The 14,408-nt window shown below is 66.9% G+C and carries 15 protein-coding genes; 6 read left to right on the forward strand and 9 right to left on the reverse strand.

The features are described from left to right. Window positions 1–94 precede the first annotated feature (94 nt). A complete protein-coding gene (gene serB, locus PVW46_RS27525) occupies window positions 95–964 on the forward strand; it encodes a phosphoserine phosphatase SerB (protein WP_069211020.1) in 870 nt (289 codons plus the stop codon). Here the strand turns inward: serB and PVW46_RS27530 are convergent. Further along, window positions 954–1,952 carry an asparaginase gene (locus PVW46_RS27530; protein ID WP_069211021.1) on the reverse strand — a complete coding sequence of 333 codons (999 nt, stop codon included), beginning with the start codon at window positions 1,950–1,952 and terminating at the stop codon, window positions 954–956. The genes serB and PVW46_RS27530 overlap by 11 nt on opposite strands. A gap of 168 nt (window positions 1,953–2,120) precedes the next feature. On the opposite strand from PVW46_RS27530, the gene PVW46_RS27535 reads away from it, so the two are divergent. The 4 genes from PVW46_RS27535 (at window position 2,121) to cueR (ending at window position 6,912) form a co-directional block, all read left to right on the forward strand. Continuing rightward, on the forward strand, window positions 2,121–2,648 hold the full coding sequence (locus tag PVW46_RS27535) for an invasion associated locus B family protein (RefSeq protein ID WP_043147032.1): 528 nt from the start codon (window positions 2,121–2,123) through the stop codon (window positions 2,646–2,648). A gap of 143 nt (window positions 2,649–2,791) precedes the next feature. Beyond that, complete coding sequence (rlmN, locus tag PVW46_RS27540; RefSeq protein WP_043147030.1) at window positions 2,792–3,976, forward strand: dual-specificity RNA methyltransferase RlmN; 1,185 nt, start codon at window positions 2,792–2,794, stop codon at window positions 3,974–3,976. 78 nt (window positions 3,977–4,054) lie between these two features. Continuing rightward, window positions 4,055–6,526, forward strand: a complete 2,472-nt coding sequence (locus PVW46_RS27545) for a heavy metal translocating P-type ATPase (RefSeq protein WP_069211022.1) — start codon at window positions 4,055–4,057, stop codon at window positions 6,524–6,526. Continuing rightward, window positions 6,523–6,912 carry a Cu(I)-responsive transcriptional regulator gene (gene cueR, locus PVW46_RS27550; protein WP_043147027.1) on the forward strand — a complete coding sequence of 130 codons (390 nt, stop codon included), beginning with the start codon at window positions 6,523–6,525 and terminating at the stop codon, window positions 6,910–6,912. The genes PVW46_RS27545 and cueR overlap by 4 nt, the downstream gene beginning before the upstream one ends. Here cueR and PVW46_RS27555 read toward each other — a convergent pair. The 6 genes from PVW46_RS27555 to PVW46_RS27580 all read right to left on the reverse strand — a co-directional run bounded on the left by PVW46_RS27555 (window position 6,909) and on the right by PVW46_RS27580 (window position 11,930). Further along, window positions 6,909–7,607, reverse strand: coding sequence for a GntR family transcriptional regulator (locus PVW46_RS27555; RefSeq protein ID WP_069211023.1), 699 nt, complete (start codon window positions 7,605–7,607; stop codon window positions 6,909–6,911). The genes cueR and PVW46_RS27555 overlap by 4 nt on opposite strands. A 162-nt stretch (window positions 7,608–7,769) precedes the next feature. Further along, entirely contained in the window at window positions 7,770–8,255 is a 486-nt protein-coding gene (locus PVW46_RS27560) for a copper chaperone PCu(A)C domain-containing protein (RefSeq protein ID WP_043147024.1), read from the reverse strand. Continuing rightward, window positions 8,252–9,565, reverse strand: a complete 1,314-nt coding sequence (locus PVW46_RS27565) for an ABC transporter permease (protein ID WP_043147022.1) — start codon at window positions 9,563–9,565, stop codon at window positions 8,252–8,254. Before PVW46_RS27565 ends, PVW46_RS27560 begins: the two co-directional genes overlap by 4 nt. Continuing rightward, complete coding sequence (locus PVW46_RS27570; protein ID WP_069211024.1) at window positions 9,562–10,242, reverse strand: ABC transporter ATP-binding protein; 681 nt, start codon at window positions 10,240–10,242, stop codon at window positions 9,562–9,564. The genes PVW46_RS27565 and PVW46_RS27570 overlap by 4 nt, the downstream gene beginning before the upstream one ends. Before the next feature lie 180 nt (window positions 10,243–10,422). Further along, complete coding sequence (locus PVW46_RS27575; RefSeq protein ID WP_043147018.1) at window positions 10,423–11,028, reverse strand: 2-dehydro-3-deoxy-6-phosphogalactonate aldolase; 606 nt, start codon at window positions 11,026–11,028, stop codon at window positions 10,423–10,425. After that, the gene (locus tag PVW46_RS27580; RefSeq protein WP_069211025.1) at window positions 11,025–11,930 is read right to left on the reverse strand and encodes a 2-dehydro-3-deoxygalactonokinase; all 906 of its coding nucleotides are present in this window, start codon (window positions 11,928–11,930) and stop codon (window positions 11,025–11,027) included. Before PVW46_RS27580 ends, PVW46_RS27575 begins: the two co-directional genes overlap by 4 nt. Window positions 11,931–12,076: 146 nt before the next feature. Between PVW46_RS27580 and PVW46_RS27585 the strand changes: the two genes are divergently transcribed. Then, window positions 12,077–12,841 carry an SDR family oxidoreductase gene (locus PVW46_RS27585; RefSeq protein WP_069211026.1) on the forward strand — a complete coding sequence of 255 codons (765 nt, stop codon included), beginning with the start codon at window positions 12,077–12,079 and terminating at the stop codon, window positions 12,839–12,841. A 2-nt stretch (window positions 12,842–12,843) separates the two neighbouring features. On the opposite strand, the gene arsB is transcribed toward PVW46_RS27585, so the two are convergent. Then, on the reverse strand, window positions 12,844–13,857 hold the full coding sequence (gene arsB, locus PVW46_RS27590) for an ACR3 family arsenite efflux transporter (RefSeq protein WP_083242459.1): 1,014 nt from the start codon (window positions 13,855–13,857) through the stop codon (window positions 12,844–12,846). Between the two features lie 26 nt (window positions 13,858–13,883). Further along, window positions 13,884–14,243, reverse strand: a complete 360-nt coding sequence (locus PVW46_RS27595; protein WP_069211028.1) for an ArsR/SmtB family transcription factor — start codon at window positions 14,241–14,243, stop codon at window positions 13,884–13,886. Window positions 14,244–14,408: the final 165 nt, after the last annotated feature.

The following is a 14,408-nucleotide window of genomic DNA, read 5'->3' on the forward strand; positions in this document are numbered from 1 at the left end:
ACCGCAGGGAGACGGGGGCAGCGCCCCCTACCCCCACTGGCCAACCGCGCAGCGCCATGCCAAAAGCACACCGCGCAGCAAAGGACAAAGCCCCATGCAGATCGCCTCTCTCATCGCCAAACCCGGCCAGCTCGACCCGGCGCTGGTCGACAGCCTGCGCAACGCGCTGGGGGGCGGCACGGTGAGCTGGCTTTCCCCGGACGAGGCCGCCGAATTCCCGTTGGAGACAACACCCGGCAACCTCGACGAGATCCGCGCCTCCATCGCGGAGATGGCCGACCTGAACGTCCTGACCGAGGCAAACCGGCGCAAGCGGATGCTGCTGGCCGACATGGACAGCACCATGATCCAGCAGGAATGTATCGACGAACTGGCCGAAGAGGCCGGCGTCGGCGCCCATGTGAAAGAGATCACCGCCCGCGCCATGAACGGCGAGCTGGATTTCGAAGGCGCGCTGATCGAACGGGTCGCCCTGCTGAAGGGCCTGCCGGAAAGCGTCATCGACAAGGTGGTCGAGAGCCGCATCACGCTGATGCCCGGCGGCAAGACCCTGCTGGCAACGATGCACGCGGCGGGCGGGCATTGCGTGCTGGTCTCGGGCGGGTTCACCGCCTTCACCACACGGGTTTCGGCGCTGCTGGGCTTTGACGAGAACCGCGCCAACACGCTGTTGATCGAGAACGGTGAACTGACCGGAGAGGTCGGCCACCCGATCCTGGGCCGTGAGGCCAAGGTACAGGCACTGGACGAGATCACCGCCCGGTTGGATATTTCCGCCTGTGACGTGATCGCCGTGGGTGACGGCGCCAATGACCTGGGCATGCTGACCCGCGCCGGGCTGGGCGTGGCGCTGCACGCGAAACCCTCGGTCCAGGCGCAGAGCGACCTGAGGGTCAACCACGGCGACCTGACCGCGCTGCTCTACCTGCAGGGCTATGCCAGGGGCGAATTCGTCACTGCCTGACCAGCCCCGCCACGGGGCGGATTTCGCCGGTCACCAGCCCGTCCCAATTGCGAATCGGCGGGTTCAGGAAGCGCGCCACATCAGGGTGGTCCGCGTCCAACACCCCCAGCCGCACCATCAGCGCCGCGATCACGCATTCCGAGGCGCGTGTCGCCCCGTCCGCGATCTTGACCGCCACGCCCAGGCCGCGCGCGGGCAGGATGGCGATGAAATAACCTTCTGCCCCGGTCTTCAGCGCCACCGGCTCTTTCGCGGCCTGCATCAGCAAGGTACAGGCGCGCCCCTCACCGGCGACCAGCACCGGATGGGCGATCATCGCCTCGACCAGGTCCGCCGCCGCCCGCGACTGGGCATCGCCGCGCCCGGCGGCGCCCGCAAAGAACGCCATAGCGCGCGCCATGCCCGTCATCGTGGTGGCGAAGTTCGGGGCCGAACAGCCGTCGATGCCGAACCCCGGGCTGGTCTCGCCCGTCACCTCCTCAAAGGCTTCGCGGCAGGCCATCTGCACCGGGTGCGCGGGATCGACGTAATCCGGCCCCGCCTTCAGGTGTTGCGTCAGCGTCAGAAAGCCGGTGTGCTTGCCGGAACAGTTGTTCAGCACGCGCCCCGGCTTTTCCCCGTCGCGGATCATCGAGAACCGCAACTCCTTGTCCCGCGAAGGCTGAGGCCCGCACAGCAGGTCATCCTCGGTCAGGCCCCGTTCGGCCAACCAGTCGCCCACCAGCCGCGCATGCAACGGCGCCCCGTTGTGCGAGGCACAGGCCAGCGCCAGCCGCTCGCTCCCCAATCCGGCCGCCCGTGCCGCGCCCGAAGAGACCAAGGGCAGCGCCTGCAGCATCTTGGCCGAACTGCGCGGCAGGATCACCGCTTCGGGATCACCCCAGGCATCGACAATTCCGCCCGTGGTGTCACAGACCACGGCGTGCCCGGAATGCCAGCTTTCGATCACGGGGCCGCGATGAACCTCGACCAGGGGAACCGCTGTCATGAATGACCTCCAACAGTTGAGCGATAATCTGCCACCGGGGCTTTTACGCCCGACTTCTTTCAGGCTATTGTCCCGCCGTCGAGATAAAAACCCTTTCGTGCGCGGGCCATCCGGGACATTCAAGGCCCTGTACGTAAGTCGAGGTAGAGACAGCTGGAGGCTGCAGGAATGATGTCAGGTCTGGGTCGGGGATTGGGCGCGCTCGCCCTTGTGCTGAGCGCGACGGCAGCAGGCGCGCAGGATAGCAGTACGGCGCGCGTGGACGCGATGACCGACTGGTCGGTGTTCGAAGAGGAAACGCCCCGCGAATGCTGGGCCGTGACCACCTACAAGGAAAGCGTCAACACCAAGGACGGTCGCGTGGTCGCCGTCACGCGGGGCGAGATCCTGTTGATGGTCTTCTTCCGCCCCGAGGCAGGGGTCAGCGGCCAGGTCGCCTTTACCGGCGGCTATCCCTTCGCGGACGGGTCGACCGTCAACGTGGTGATCGGCGACAGCGAGTTCGAGCTTTACACCGAGGGCGAATGGGCCTGGCCGGCCACGCCGCAGGACGACACCCGCATCATCACCGCGATGAAACGGGGCGCCGACGCCGTCGTGTCCGCGGTCTCTTCGCGCGGGACCGCAACCAAGGACACCTTCTCGCTGCTTGGGTTCACCGCCGCCTTCGAGGACGCCGAGGCGCGCTGCTCCTGATCGGGGCCGAACGGCACAGGGCCGTTCCCGGGTATTTGGACCAAGAAGAAACAGGGGCCGCGTGACGGATGTCATTCGGCCCTTTGGCTTTGCCCGCGAATCCTGTATACGGCGGGCTTCGCGCCAGACAGGAGCCTTTTCGCATGACTGCGACGACGCCCATCACCCAGGATCTCTTGACCATCCCCCGCAAGCTGCCGGAGGGACCGATGAACATCATCGGATTGACCCGCCCGCAACTGCGCGAGGCGCTGCTGGCCGCCGGTACACCGGAAAAGCAGGTCAAGATGCGGGTGAACCAGGTCTGGCAGTGGCTGTACCACTGGGGCGTGCGCGATTTCGACGCCATGACCAACCTGGCCAAACCCTATCGCGCGCTGCTGGCCGAGAATTTCGTGATCTCGCTGCCCGAGATGGTCTCGCGCCAGGTTTCGGCGGATGGCACGCGCAAGTACCTTGTCCGCATCGCCGGCGGGCACGAGGTCGAGGTCGTCTATATCCCCGAGGAAGATCGCGGCACGCTGTGCATTTCCTCGCAGGTGGGCTGCACGCTGACCTGTTCCTTTTGCCATACCGGCACGCAAAAGCTGGTTCGCAACCTGACGGCGGGTGAAATCGTCGGCCAGATCATGCTGGCGCGCGATGACCTGGACGAATGGCCCGAACCCGGCACCGGCACCGGCGAGAGCGGCCCGCGCCTGTTGTCGAACATTGTCCTGATGGGCATGGGTGAGCCGCTGTATAATTTCGAGGGCGTGCGCGACGCGATGAAGATCGCGATGGACGGCGAAGGCATCGCCCTGTCCCGCCGCCGCATCACCCTGTCCACATCCGGCGTCGTGCCCGAGATCGCCCGCGCCGCCGAGGAAATCGGCTGTCAGCTGGCGGTCAGCTTTCACGCCACCACGGACGAGGTGCGCGACAAGCTGGTGCCGATCAACAAGCGCTGGAACATCGAGACGCTGCTGACCGCGCTGCGCGAATACCCGCGCCTGTCGAACTCGGAACGCATCACCTTTGAATACGTGATGCTGAAGGACGTGAACGACACCGACGAAGACGCGCGCCGGCTGGTGAAGCTGATCAAGGGCATCCCGGCCAAGATCAACCTGATCCCCTTCAACGAATGGCCCGGCTCGCCCTACCAGCGCAGCGACTGGTCGCGGATCGAGAAATTCGCCGATATCATATACAAGGCCGGTTATGCCTCTCCGATCCGCACGCCGCGAGGCGAGGACATCATGGCGGCCTGCGGACAGTTGAAATCCGCCACCGAACGGGCGCGCAAGTCGCGCGCGCAGATCGCGCAGGAAACCGGACTGGGCTGAGCCCGGAAAAAATTTCGCATCGGGTCTTTACCTTCCCATGACTGGAACCCCCATATCCGGTCGCAGGAGGCACAAGCCATGACACAATTGCGATTCGAAGTAACCGGAATGACCTGCGGCGGATGTGCCGGGCGGGCCACGCGGGCGCTGGAAGGCGTCGAGGGCGTGACCGAGGCAAACGTCAATCTCGCCAACCGTATGGCCACGGTTCAAACCAACACAGAGGCCGGGGATCTGCGCGACGCGCTGAAGACAGCCGGCTATCCCGCTGCAGAACAGCGCATCCGCCTGGCCATCGAAGGCATGAGCTGTGCCTCTTGCGTGGGCCGCGTGGAAAAGGCGCTCTCCGCTTTGCCGGGCGTACTGGAGGCGCGCGTGAACCTGACCGCCCAGACCGCCGAAGCGCTGGTTCTGGCGGGCAGCGTCGATCCCCAGACCCTGGCCGAGGCCGTGACAGCCGCGGGCTATCCGGCCACGCCGATGGACGGCGACGAACCCCCGGACGCCACCGCCCGACAGGCCGAGGAGGCTGCGGCGCTGAAACGTCAGACCCTGATCGCGGGCGCGCTGACCCTGCCCGTCTTCCTGGGTGTCATGGGCGGGCACATGATCCCCGCGCTGCATCACTGGATCGACGCCACACTGGGGCAAACCCTGTGGTGGACGGTGCAATTCGTGCTGACGACGCTGGTTCTGGTCGGGCCGGGCCGCCGGTTCTACCGGATCGGCCTGCCGCTGCTGGCCAAGGGGGCGCCGGACATGAACTCTCTGGTGGCGCTGGGGACTCTGGCCGCCTGGGGCTATTCCTCGGTCGCGCTCTTTGCCCCGGCGGTGTTGCCGGAAACCGCCCGCGCCGTCTATTTCGAGGCGGCAGCAGTCATCGTCACGCTGATCCTCATGGGGCGCTGGCTGGAGGCGCGCGCCAAGGGCCGCACCGGCGCCGCCATCCGCCACCTGCTGGACCTGCGGCCCGACATGGCCCGCGTCGAACGTGCGGTCGGGACCGAGGAAATCCCGTTTTCCGAACTGCAGAAGGGCGACATCCTGCAGGTGCGCCCCGGCGAGCGCATCGCCACGGATGGTATCGTGATCTCTGGCCGCTCCTTTGTCGAGGAAAGCATGGTCACGGGAGAACCCGCCCCGGTCGAGAAATCAGAAGGCGCGCAGGTCATCGGCGGTACGGTCAACGGCGCCGGCGCCCTGCGCGTGCGGGCCGAGGCGGTGGGCGCCGACACGGTCCTGTCGCGCATCGTCTCGATGGTGGAACAGGCCCAGGGCGCCCGGCTGCCGATCCAGGCGCTGGCCGACAAGGTGGTGCTGTGGTTCGTGCCTGCCGTTCTGGTCATCGCCGCCGTGACGGTTCTGGCCTGGCTGATCTTCGGTCCCGGCCTGACCTTTGCGCTGGTCGCCGCCGTTTCTGTCCTCATCATCGCCTGCCCCTGCGCGATGGGTCTTGCCACGCCGGTCTCGATCATGGTGGGCACGGGCCGTGCCGCCGAACTGGGGATCCTGTTTCGCAAGGGCGAGGCGCTGCAACGGCTGGACGGCGCCAAGGTGATCGCCTTTGACAAGACCGGCACCCTGACAGAGGGCCGCCCGGCACTGGTCCGGCGAGAGACCGCACCGGGCTTTGACGCCGAAACCGTCCTGCGCCTGGCCGCCAGTGCCGAACAGGGATCGGAGCATCCCATCGCCCGGGCGCTGGAACAGGCCGCAGGCGCCGCCCCGACCCCCGAAGAGGTCGAGGCTATCCCCGGCCACGGGTTGCGCGCCCGGGTCGAGGGGCAGAGCGTCCTGGTCGGCAACGCCCGGCTGATGGCACGCGAAAACATCGACGTGACCACCCTGTTCGACACGCTGCACCAGATGGAACGTGCCGCACAGACCCCGGTGCTGGTTGCCGTGGACGGCACCCTGGCGGGCGCCTTCGCGGTGGCCGACCGGATCAAGCCGGGCGCGCGCGCCGCGGTGGACGCCCTGAAACAGGCGGGCTTGCGCGTCGCCATGATCTCGGGCGATGCGCGGCCCGTGGCCGAGGCCATCGGCGCGGACCTGGGCATCGACCAGATCGAGGCCGAAGTCCTGCCCGAGGGCAAGCTGGACGCCGTGCGCGCCCTGCGCGAACGTTTTGGCCCGGTGGTCTTTGTCGGGGACGGCATCAACGACGCGCCCGCGCTGGCCGAGGCCGATGTCGGCCTCGCCATCGGCACCGGCACCGATGTCGCCATCGAAAGCGCCGACGTGGTGCTGTCCTCCGGCGCCGTCGCAGGGGCCGTCAACGCGGTTCATGTCAGCCGCGCGGTGATGCGCAACATCCGGCAGAACCTGGTCTGGGCCTTCGGCTATAACGTGGCGCTGATCCCGGTGGCGGCGGGCCTGCTCTACCCGCTCACTGGCATGATGCTGTCGCCCATGCTGGCGGCGGGGGCGATGGCGCTCTCCTCGGTCTTTGTCCTGACCAACGCGCTGCGTCTGCGCGGGCTGAAAGGGGCGCTAAGCGACGCCCCTGCCACCGCCCCGGCACCCCGTACCCGCGAGGTGACGGCATGAACATCGGAGAGGTCGCGGAACGCGCCGGACTGCCGGCCAAAACGATCCGCTATTACGAGGACATCGGCCTGGTCAAACCGCCGCGCGATGCCAACGGCTACCGCGCCTTCCGCGAAAGCGACCTGCACAAGCTGGCCTTCCTGGCGCGCGCCCGCGCGCTGGGATTCTCGATCGAGGATTGCCGCGTACTGGTCGGCCTCTACCAGGACGATCACCGCGCCAGCGCCGACGTCAAACGCGTGGCCGAGGAACACCTGACCCGCATCGACGAAAAGATCGCCCAGCTGCAGGGGATGCGCGACACGCTGGCGACGCTGGTCAACGCGTGCCACGGCGACAACCGGCCCGATTGCCCGATCCTCAAGGACCTGGCCGAGGGCAGCTAGGCCGTGCTCTCTGCCTGCGCCACCGGCACCATCGGCAGCGGGTCGGGGCGCAGGAAACCCTCCATATGGCCACGCGACAGCTCCCAGTGTTGCAAGGCCAGGTCGGCGGCTTGGTCCGCCGCGCCGCTTTCGATTGCGGCGATCAGGGCCTCGTGCTGCTGCACGGCCTTCTTGACCAGCTTGCGTTCCTTCTTGGAGCCGGGGCTAAAGACCCCCCGGCTCAGGCGCGTCTGGTCGATCAGCACCCGGTTCAGCGCGGGCAGCATGTAGGGGTTTGCCGCCATCTCGCCGAGCTGCGTGTGAAACCCATGATCCGCAAGAGCCGCCGCCCCGTCGTCCCCGCCCTCCAGTGCCTGTTGGAACCGCAGTTGCGCCGCCTTCAGCGGCTCCAGCCCCGCGCCGCCACGGACCTCCGCCGCCAGCCGCGCAGCCGTGGCCAGGATCAGCGGTGCGGTCTGCAGGAACGCGCGCACCGTGGCAATCTCCAGCGAGACCACCCGCGCGCCGCGGTTCGCCTCCAACCGCAGGTATCCCTCACCCGCCAGCACCTGGAAAATCTCGCGCAGCGGGGTACGGGACAGGCCGTAGTCGGCGGCAATCCGGCCCTCGTCCAGCTCTGTGCCCGGGGCGAGGTCCTGCAACAGGATCCGCTCTCGCAGCGCCTCGCGGCAGATTTCCTTTGGGCTGGCGGTCATCGCGTTCCTCCCCAGAGTCCTTCAACACGGCTTGCATACCTAAAGTATACAGCGCGTATCGGCCCAAGGTCACGCAATCCCCGGGTTTGCTCTGGAAAAACTCCCTGAACGGTCCTCAAGGCGCGCAGCACCGGGCCTGTGCGCCCGGCCCTACGGGAAACCCTAGTGCGAATGCCCCGCGTGGCCGTGCTGGCGCGCGTCTTGGGCCTCGATCACGACGTCGATCTCCAGCTCTCCGGCCGAGGTCAGCAGGATCACCTCCCAGTGGTGACCTTCTTCCAGCACCGCTTGCAGCCCGTCAAAGCGGATCGCCAGTCCGTCCGGCTCCAGCGCCAGTTGCCGGCCCGGGGCCACCGGGATCGGCGGCAGGGACTCGAATCCCATCTCGCCGTCCTTCATGCGAAAGCCCACCAAGTGCCCTTCCAGCCCGCTGCCCAGCCGGGCGCCCAGGATCTCGACCCGGGCCGTGCCCGCATTGTGCAGGTCCATGAACAGCAGCGCATGATCTTGATCGGTGGCATTGGTCCAGGGATGCAGGATTTCCAGTCCCCCGATCTCGAAGGCATGGGCCGGTTCGTCGTGATCATGCCCCTCTTCGGCCAGAACCGGGGTGGTCATCAGCAAGAGCGCGGCAAGCAGATGTTTCATTGGCGTAGGTTCTCCACAACAGGGCGCGTCAGAACGACAAGCGCCGGAACAAGAGACAAGACGGACATGGCCGACAGAAAGCCCAGCGCCAGGTTCACCTCGGCCCAGGTGATCGTGGCCGTCACCAGGACATCGGTCCTGTGCGTCACGATCCGCGACAGGACCAGAGCCGCGGCATAGCCGAACGCCAGCCCAAGCATCGTTCCCGCCACCAGCAGCGTGACGCCATAGCCCCAGACCACCGCCATGACAAAACGGCGCGGCGCCCCCAGCGCCCGCAGCATGGCCAGCTGCCGCTGGAAAAGGCGCGTGAGGATGAACAGCCCCAACAGGACAGAGGCCGCCACAAGCACCTGGGTCACGATGGACATGACAGACATGGCCTGCCGCACATCCCCCATGACCCGATAAAGATCGGCCAGCACGGTGCCCGGAAAAAAGGCCATCGTCTCGCCGCCCACGGTGAATTCCGAGCGCAGCGCGTAATTGGCCCAGAGTTCGCCGGCATGGACGATCACCGCCGGGGTGCCGGGGAACAACTCGGGGGTGAAGGGCGGGCCGATCCTGTCACCTTCTTCGAAGCGGTGGCCATTGGCCAGGCCGTGAACCTCCCAGACGGTTTCGACTGGGATCAGGATGGCCCGATCCCAGGGAGAGCCACTGCGCGCCATGCGTCCGACCACCTCGATCCCGACACCTTCATGGGCCTCGGCATCGGCGCCGCTGCCCCGACCGTGGGCCGGCGTGAAGCGATCACCGATTCGCAGGTCGATGGCCGCCCCCACCACGGCCTCTCCGGACCGGGCGAATATCCGCCCCTCGATCTGGCCGTCACTGAGGTAGGTGACAAACTCCGCGATGGTGCCGACGACCGGTGCGCCATCGTGGCTGTCCCCGAAGGCGATGGGCGCCGCGATCTGCACCTGCGGGTGGTTGGCGATCCGGTCATAGGCCGCCCCGTCCAGCAGCGGCACGGCACTGGGCTGCAGAAAGACCGCCGCCAGCATCATGGTCAGCTCCGACCCCGGCGCCGTCACTACCAAGTCGAATTTCTCCGCCGCCTGGGCGCTGCCGGTGCGCAGCCCGCGCTCCTGCGCGATCAGCCCGATGCCCATGCCGGTCGACACCGCGATCAGCAGGACGAACAGCAGGTTGGCCCAGCGAAACCGCCACATCAGCGCGCGGACCAGCGGCAGGGGCCGAAACCCGCGCATCAGGATGCCCCCGATCACCAGCAAGGGCAGCAAGAGCGCCCCGGCGATGATCAGGTCCTGCGCGAGGACCGGCAGGCTGTCCCAACTGTCCCTCATGCGGCCTGCACCCCGGTATCGTCTGTGACTTTCCCGTCCTCGATGGTCAGCACACGGTCCAACCGTTCGAGCAGATGGGCATCGTGGCTCACCGCGATCAGGGTCTTGCCGCCGGCACGCGCCAGGCCGGTCAGATCTTCGATCAAGGCATCGGCGGCCCGCCGGTCCAGGCTCGCGGTCGGTTCATCGGCCAGCAACAAGCCCGGATCGGTCGCCAGGGCGCGGGCGATGGCAACCCTTTGCCGCTCACCCCCGGAAAAGGACCCGACCTTGCGGTTGCCCTGCGGCACTCCCAGACGGGCCAGCGCCTCGGCGGCACGGGTGGCGATTGGCGCTCGGTCATGGCGCGTCCTGAAAAGCCCGGAAAGCCCCGCGTTGGCCTGCGGCGACAGTTCCTCGAACAACAGGAAGTCCTGAAAGATCAGACCCATGTTTTGCGCGCGAAAGGCGGTTCTTCGTTCGGGCCGCAGGCGGGCCAGGTCCACCTCTCCCCAGCACAGGCGTCCACGCACCTCGATCAACCCGCTGAGCGCGTGCAGGAACGTCGATTTCCCGGCACCGGAAGGCCCCCGTATGCCGATCAGTGCGCCGGCAGGGGCGGAAAGATCCCCAACTTTCAGCAGGGTCCGGATGCCCGCCCGCACCTCGAGGTCCTTGATTTCCAGGGGCAACGCCATCAGTCCGCCACGCCATGCGCGCCGCTTGACCGGTTGACCCCATGTTCAGGCCGGGCGCTTCCATTCACGGGTTCGGGGGACAAGGACGGCATCAGGCGGTAGGGCATTCCAATTGGGGCGAAGACGCGTCACCCGTTTCGTTATGTTATAACGTACATGTCGCGCCGCGGCTGTCAAGCCTCAGCCAAAGGCGGCATCGTAGGCAGCCACCAGGTCCTCGGCCCGCGCCTTGACGTCGCCGGCAGTGCGTCCTGGCTTGTACAGGCTCGATCCGATGCCGAAACCGGTGATCCCGGCCTTTTGCCAGTCGGCGAAATCCTCTGGGCCGACGCCGCCCACGGCATAGGTCGCAGCCTCTGCCGGCAGCACCGCCTTGAGCGCCGAGAACCCGTCAAGACCCAGCTTGAACGCGGGAAAGAACTTCAGCCCGTCGGCGCCGTTGCGCAGCGCGGTGAAAGCCTCTGTCGCGGTGAAGACACCCGGATAGGACAACAGCCCCGCCGACTTGGCCGCCACGATCACGCGAGGATTGCAATCGGGCGAGACCACCATGCCCGCCCCCAGTGCGGCCAGTTGACCGACCTCGACCGGGTCCAGCACCGTGCCGGCGCCGATCAGCGCAGTGTCGCCGGCATGGGTGATCATCCGCCGGATGCTGTCGAACGGGTCGGGCGAATTCAGCGGCACCTCGATCTTGGTGATCCCGGCGGCTATCAGCGCCTCGGTGACGGGGGCGGCCTCGTCGGGGGTCAGGCCGCGCAGGATGGCGATAAGCTCTCTGGTCATGTCGGGTCTTTCATCTGGTGATAAGCGGCGGTCAGACCGGCCAGCGTGATGTCACCGGCGGGCAGCAGACGAGGCTGCACGCCCTGCGGTTCAAGCGCCGTGGCATAGGCCGTGGCAAGCGCGTCCTCGCCCAGGATCACCACCTCTTGCCCCAGCCAGTAGGGCCGCGCGGCGGCCAGTTCGGCCCCGATCAGAAGGCCCGACAGGCGCGCGCGGGACGCCGCCGATCCGGTCCCGTGCAACAGCGCGTCGGCGCGCAGGGTGAACAGCGAGGCGGCAAGACCCGCGGGCCGGGACAGCGAATCGCTCACCGCGCTGGCAAAGACCTCTGCATCCCAGCCGTCTTCGGTCATCGTGTGGCGCAGGACCGACTGGCTGCTCAGCAGGGCAAAAAGCTCGCCGGTCATGAAGGTCCGAAAGGACACGATCTCTCGGGCGCTGATGTGAGCCCATTTCGTATGCGTTCCCGGCAGGCACAGAACACCGTCAAAGCGCGGTTCCTGCACCAGGAACCCGGCGATCTGGGTTTCCTCTCCGCGCATTACGTCGGCCGGGCGGTCCTGCTGGACACCGGGCAGGATCTGCACCGACAGGCGCGCATCCTGCACAGGCGGGCGGATACCCCGAACCGGCGGCTCGCAGGGAACAGCAGCATAGGGCGCCTCGGCCCAGCCCTGCCGGGCGCCCGCCATGCCGCAGATCATCACCGGCACCGTCGTATCGGGCAAACGGTCGCCCAGGAGGTCCAGCAGTGTCGGCTCGAAAGCGTCGGGCGTCAGGCGCGACATGCCCTTGTCCGATTCGATCAGTTCCAGCGGGCGATCATCGGCGTCCATCGGCCAGACCCGCAACCGCGAGGTCCCCCAGTCCACGGCAATCCACGAGAGTGCATCTGTCGGCATGGTCCCTGCTCCCTTCCGATCCCGGCGCCGGACATGGTCCGGCCCCTTCAATGACCCTGCCCTGACCAAGGATGCAAGCCCCGCGCGGGTTGACAACACGGCCCGAACCGCGCGCTATCGCCCGAAACACGACCGGAGGAGACCCAATGTCCCAGCTTTTCTCGCTTGCCGACCGACGCGCGCTTGTCACCGGATCTTCGCAGGGGATCGGATATGCCCTTGCGCGCGGCCTGGCCGAGGCCGGGGCCGAGATCGTCCTGAACGGGCGCGACGCGGGCAAGCTGGCCAAGGCCGCCGAGAGCCTGCGCGGCACCGGCGCAACGGTCCATGAACTTGCCTTCGATGCCACAGATCATGATGCCGTGCGCAAGGCCATCGACGGGTTCGAGGCCGCGCATGGCGCCATCGACATCCTGGTGAACAACGCGGGCATGCAGTACCGCACCCCGCTGGAGGACTTCCCGGCCGAGATGTTCGAAAAGCTGCTGCAGACCAATGTTGCCAGCGTCTTTCACGTCGGCCAGGCCTGCGCGCGGCACATGATCGGGCGCGGACGTGGCAAGATCATCAACATCGCCTCTGTCCAGACCGCGCTGGCCCGCCCGGGCATCGCGCCCTACACCACGACCAAGGGCGCGGTCGGCAACCTTACCAAGGGCATGGCGACCGACTGGGCCCGCCACGGGCTGCAATGCAACGCCATCGCGCCGGGTTATTTCGACACGCCGCTGAACGAGGCGCTGGTCAACGATCCAGAGTTCTCCGCCTGGCTGGAAAAACGCACCCCCGCGGGCCGCTGGGGCAAGGTCGAGGAACTGGTGGGCGCCTGTGTCTTCCTGTCCTCGGATGCCTCCAGCTTTGTCAACGGGCACACGCTGTATGTCGATGGCGGCATCACCGCCTCGATCTAGGTTCAGGCTGCGGGGAACCGCGCGCGCGTGCGGTTGGCAAAGGCCACCAGAGACAACATCACCGGCACCTCGACCAGCACGCCGACGACCGTCGCCAGCGCAGCGCCCGAATTGAGGCCAAAGAGGCTGATGGCGACGGCCACGGCGAGTTCGAAGAAGTTCGACGTACCGATCATCGCGCAGGGTGCCGCAATCTGGTGCGGCACCTTCAGCGCATAGGCCGCGCCATAGGCCAGCGCGAAGATGCCATAGCTCTGCACAAGGATCGGCACGGCAATCAGGACGATGACCAGCGGCCGGGCCAGGATCACCTCTCCTTGCAGGCCAAAGAGAATGGCGACCGTGGCGATCAGCCCGACGACCGACCAGGGTTTGACCCTTGCGGTGAACCTCTCGACCGCTTGCTGGCTGCCCAATGCCCGCCGGGTCAGCAGGCCTGCGATCAGCGGCAAGACCACGTACAGCACCGTTGCCAGAACCAGCGTTTCCCAGGGCACGGAAATCTCTGTCACGCCCAGCAGGAAGGCGACGATGGGCGCAAAGGCAAAGACCATGATGATGTCGTTGACCGACACCTGCACCAGCGTGTAGGTCGCATCGCCCCGGGTCAGCTGTGACCAGACAAAGACCATCGCGGTACAGGGCGCCGCCCCCAGCAGGATCAGACCGGCGGTGTATTGCGCGGCATCTTCGGGCGCGATCCAGGGGGCAAAGACATGGTCGAAGAACAGAACCGCCATCAGCGCCATCGTGAAGGGCTTGATCAGCCAGTTGACCGCCAGCGTCACGATCAGCCCCTTGGGCTGCCGCGCCACGCCGGAAATCGCGCCGAAATCCACGCCGACCATCATCGGGTAGACCATCGCCCAGATCAGCACCGCCACAACCAGGTTGATGCTTGCGACCTCGGCCGCCGCGATGGCCTGCACCAGGCCGGGCGCCATCACGCCGATGCCCAGGCCCACCAGCATGGCCAGCGCCACCCAGAGGCTGAGATAGCGTTCAAAGGTGCCCATCACGGGATCCGCGGTTGTTTCGGTCATTAGTCAGGCTCCATGTCGGCTGGCGCCGTCGGCGCACAGGTGATCCGGTCCAGGATCGGTTGGCAGAGGTCGGGCCGACCGCCGCAGCAGTCCTGCATCAGGAAGGACAACAGACCGCGCATCGCATCGAAATTCGCGAAATAGCGCACCGACCGCCCCTCGCGCAGGGACCGCACAAGGCCCGCCCCGGACAGGATGTTGAGATTGTTGGACAGGGTGTTGGGTCGGATGTTCAACCGGTCCGCGATCTGGCCCGCGGTCACGCCGTCGGGCCCGGCATTGACCAGCAGGCGGAACACGTCGATCCGGGCGTCATGCGCCAGGGCGGACAGCGTCGCAATGGCATCCATCTTTTCCATATTTCATGTATATTCGAATTAACGGTGATCGCAAGAGGTCGCCAGCGGGCCTGCCGCCTGGCGGCGGGATGCCGCGTCGCGCTCGCCCGAAACGAAAAGGGGCCCACGAGGGCCCCGATAAACTGGATGGTCATATTGGTCGGAGTGAGAGGATTCGAACCTCCG

Origin of the sequence: Mameliella sp. AT18 (assembly GCF_028807275.1) — a bacterium.
In the GTDB taxonomy this organism is placed as follows: Bacteria; Pseudomonadota; Alphaproteobacteria; order Rhodobacterales; family Rhodobacteraceae; genus Antarctobacter; species Antarctobacter albus.

Bases quoted from the DNA above. Each gene is read 5' to 3' on its own strand.
- serB (WP_069211020.1), top strand. From the start codon at position 95: ATGCAGATCGCCTCTCTCATCGCCAAACCCGGCCAGCTCGACCCGGCG.
- PVW46_RS27530 (WP_069211021.1), bottom strand. From the start codon at position 1,952: ATGACAGCGGTTCCCCTGGTCGAGGTTCATCGCGGCCCCGTGATCGAA.
- PVW46_RS27535 (WP_043147032.1), top strand. From the start codon at position 2,121: ATGATGTCAGGTCTGGGTCGGGGATTGGGCGCGCTCGCCCTTGTGCTG.
- rlmN (WP_043147030.1), top strand. From the start codon at position 2,792: ATGACTGCGACGACGCCCATCACCCAGGATCTCTTGACCATCCCCCGC.
- PVW46_RS27545 (WP_069211022.1), top strand. From the start codon at position 4,055: ATGACACAATTGCGATTCGAAGTAACCGGAATGACCTGCGGCGGATGT.
- cueR (WP_043147027.1), top strand. From the start codon at position 6,523: ATGAACATCGGAGAGGTCGCGGAACGCGCCGGACTGCCGGCCAAAACG.
- PVW46_RS27555 (WP_069211023.1), bottom strand. From the start codon at position 7,607: ATGACCGCCAGCCCAAAGGAAATCTGCCGCGAGGCGCTGCGAGAGCGG.
- PVW46_RS27560 (WP_043147024.1), bottom strand. From the start codon at position 8,255: ATGAAACATCTGCTTGCCGCGCTCTTGCTGATGACCACCCCGGTTCTG.
- PVW46_RS27565 (WP_043147022.1), bottom strand. From the start codon at position 9,565: ATGAGGGACAGTTGGGACAGCCTGCCGGTCCTCGCGCAGGACCTGATC.
- PVW46_RS27570 (WP_069211024.1), bottom strand. From the start codon at position 10,242: ATGGCGTTGCCCCTGGAAATCAAGGACCTCGAGGTGCGGGCGGGCATC.
- PVW46_RS27575 (WP_043147018.1), bottom strand. From the start codon at position 11,028: ATGACCAGAGAGCTTATCGCCATCCTGCGCGGCCTGACCCCCGACGAG.
- PVW46_RS27580 (WP_069211025.1), bottom strand. From the start codon at position 11,930: ATGCCGACAGATGCACTCTCGTGGATTGCCGTGGACTGGGGGACCTCG.
- PVW46_RS27585 (WP_069211026.1), top strand. From the start codon at position 12,077: ATGTCCCAGCTTTTCTCGCTTGCCGACCGACGCGCGCTTGTCACCGGA.
- arsB (WP_083242459.1), bottom strand. From the start codon at position 13,857: ATGGGCACCTTTGAACGCTATCTCAGCCTCTGGGTGGCGCTGGCCATG.
- PVW46_RS27595 (WP_069211028.1), bottom strand. From the start codon at position 14,243: ATGGAAAAGATGGATGCCATTGCGACGCTGTCCGCCCTGGCGCATGAC.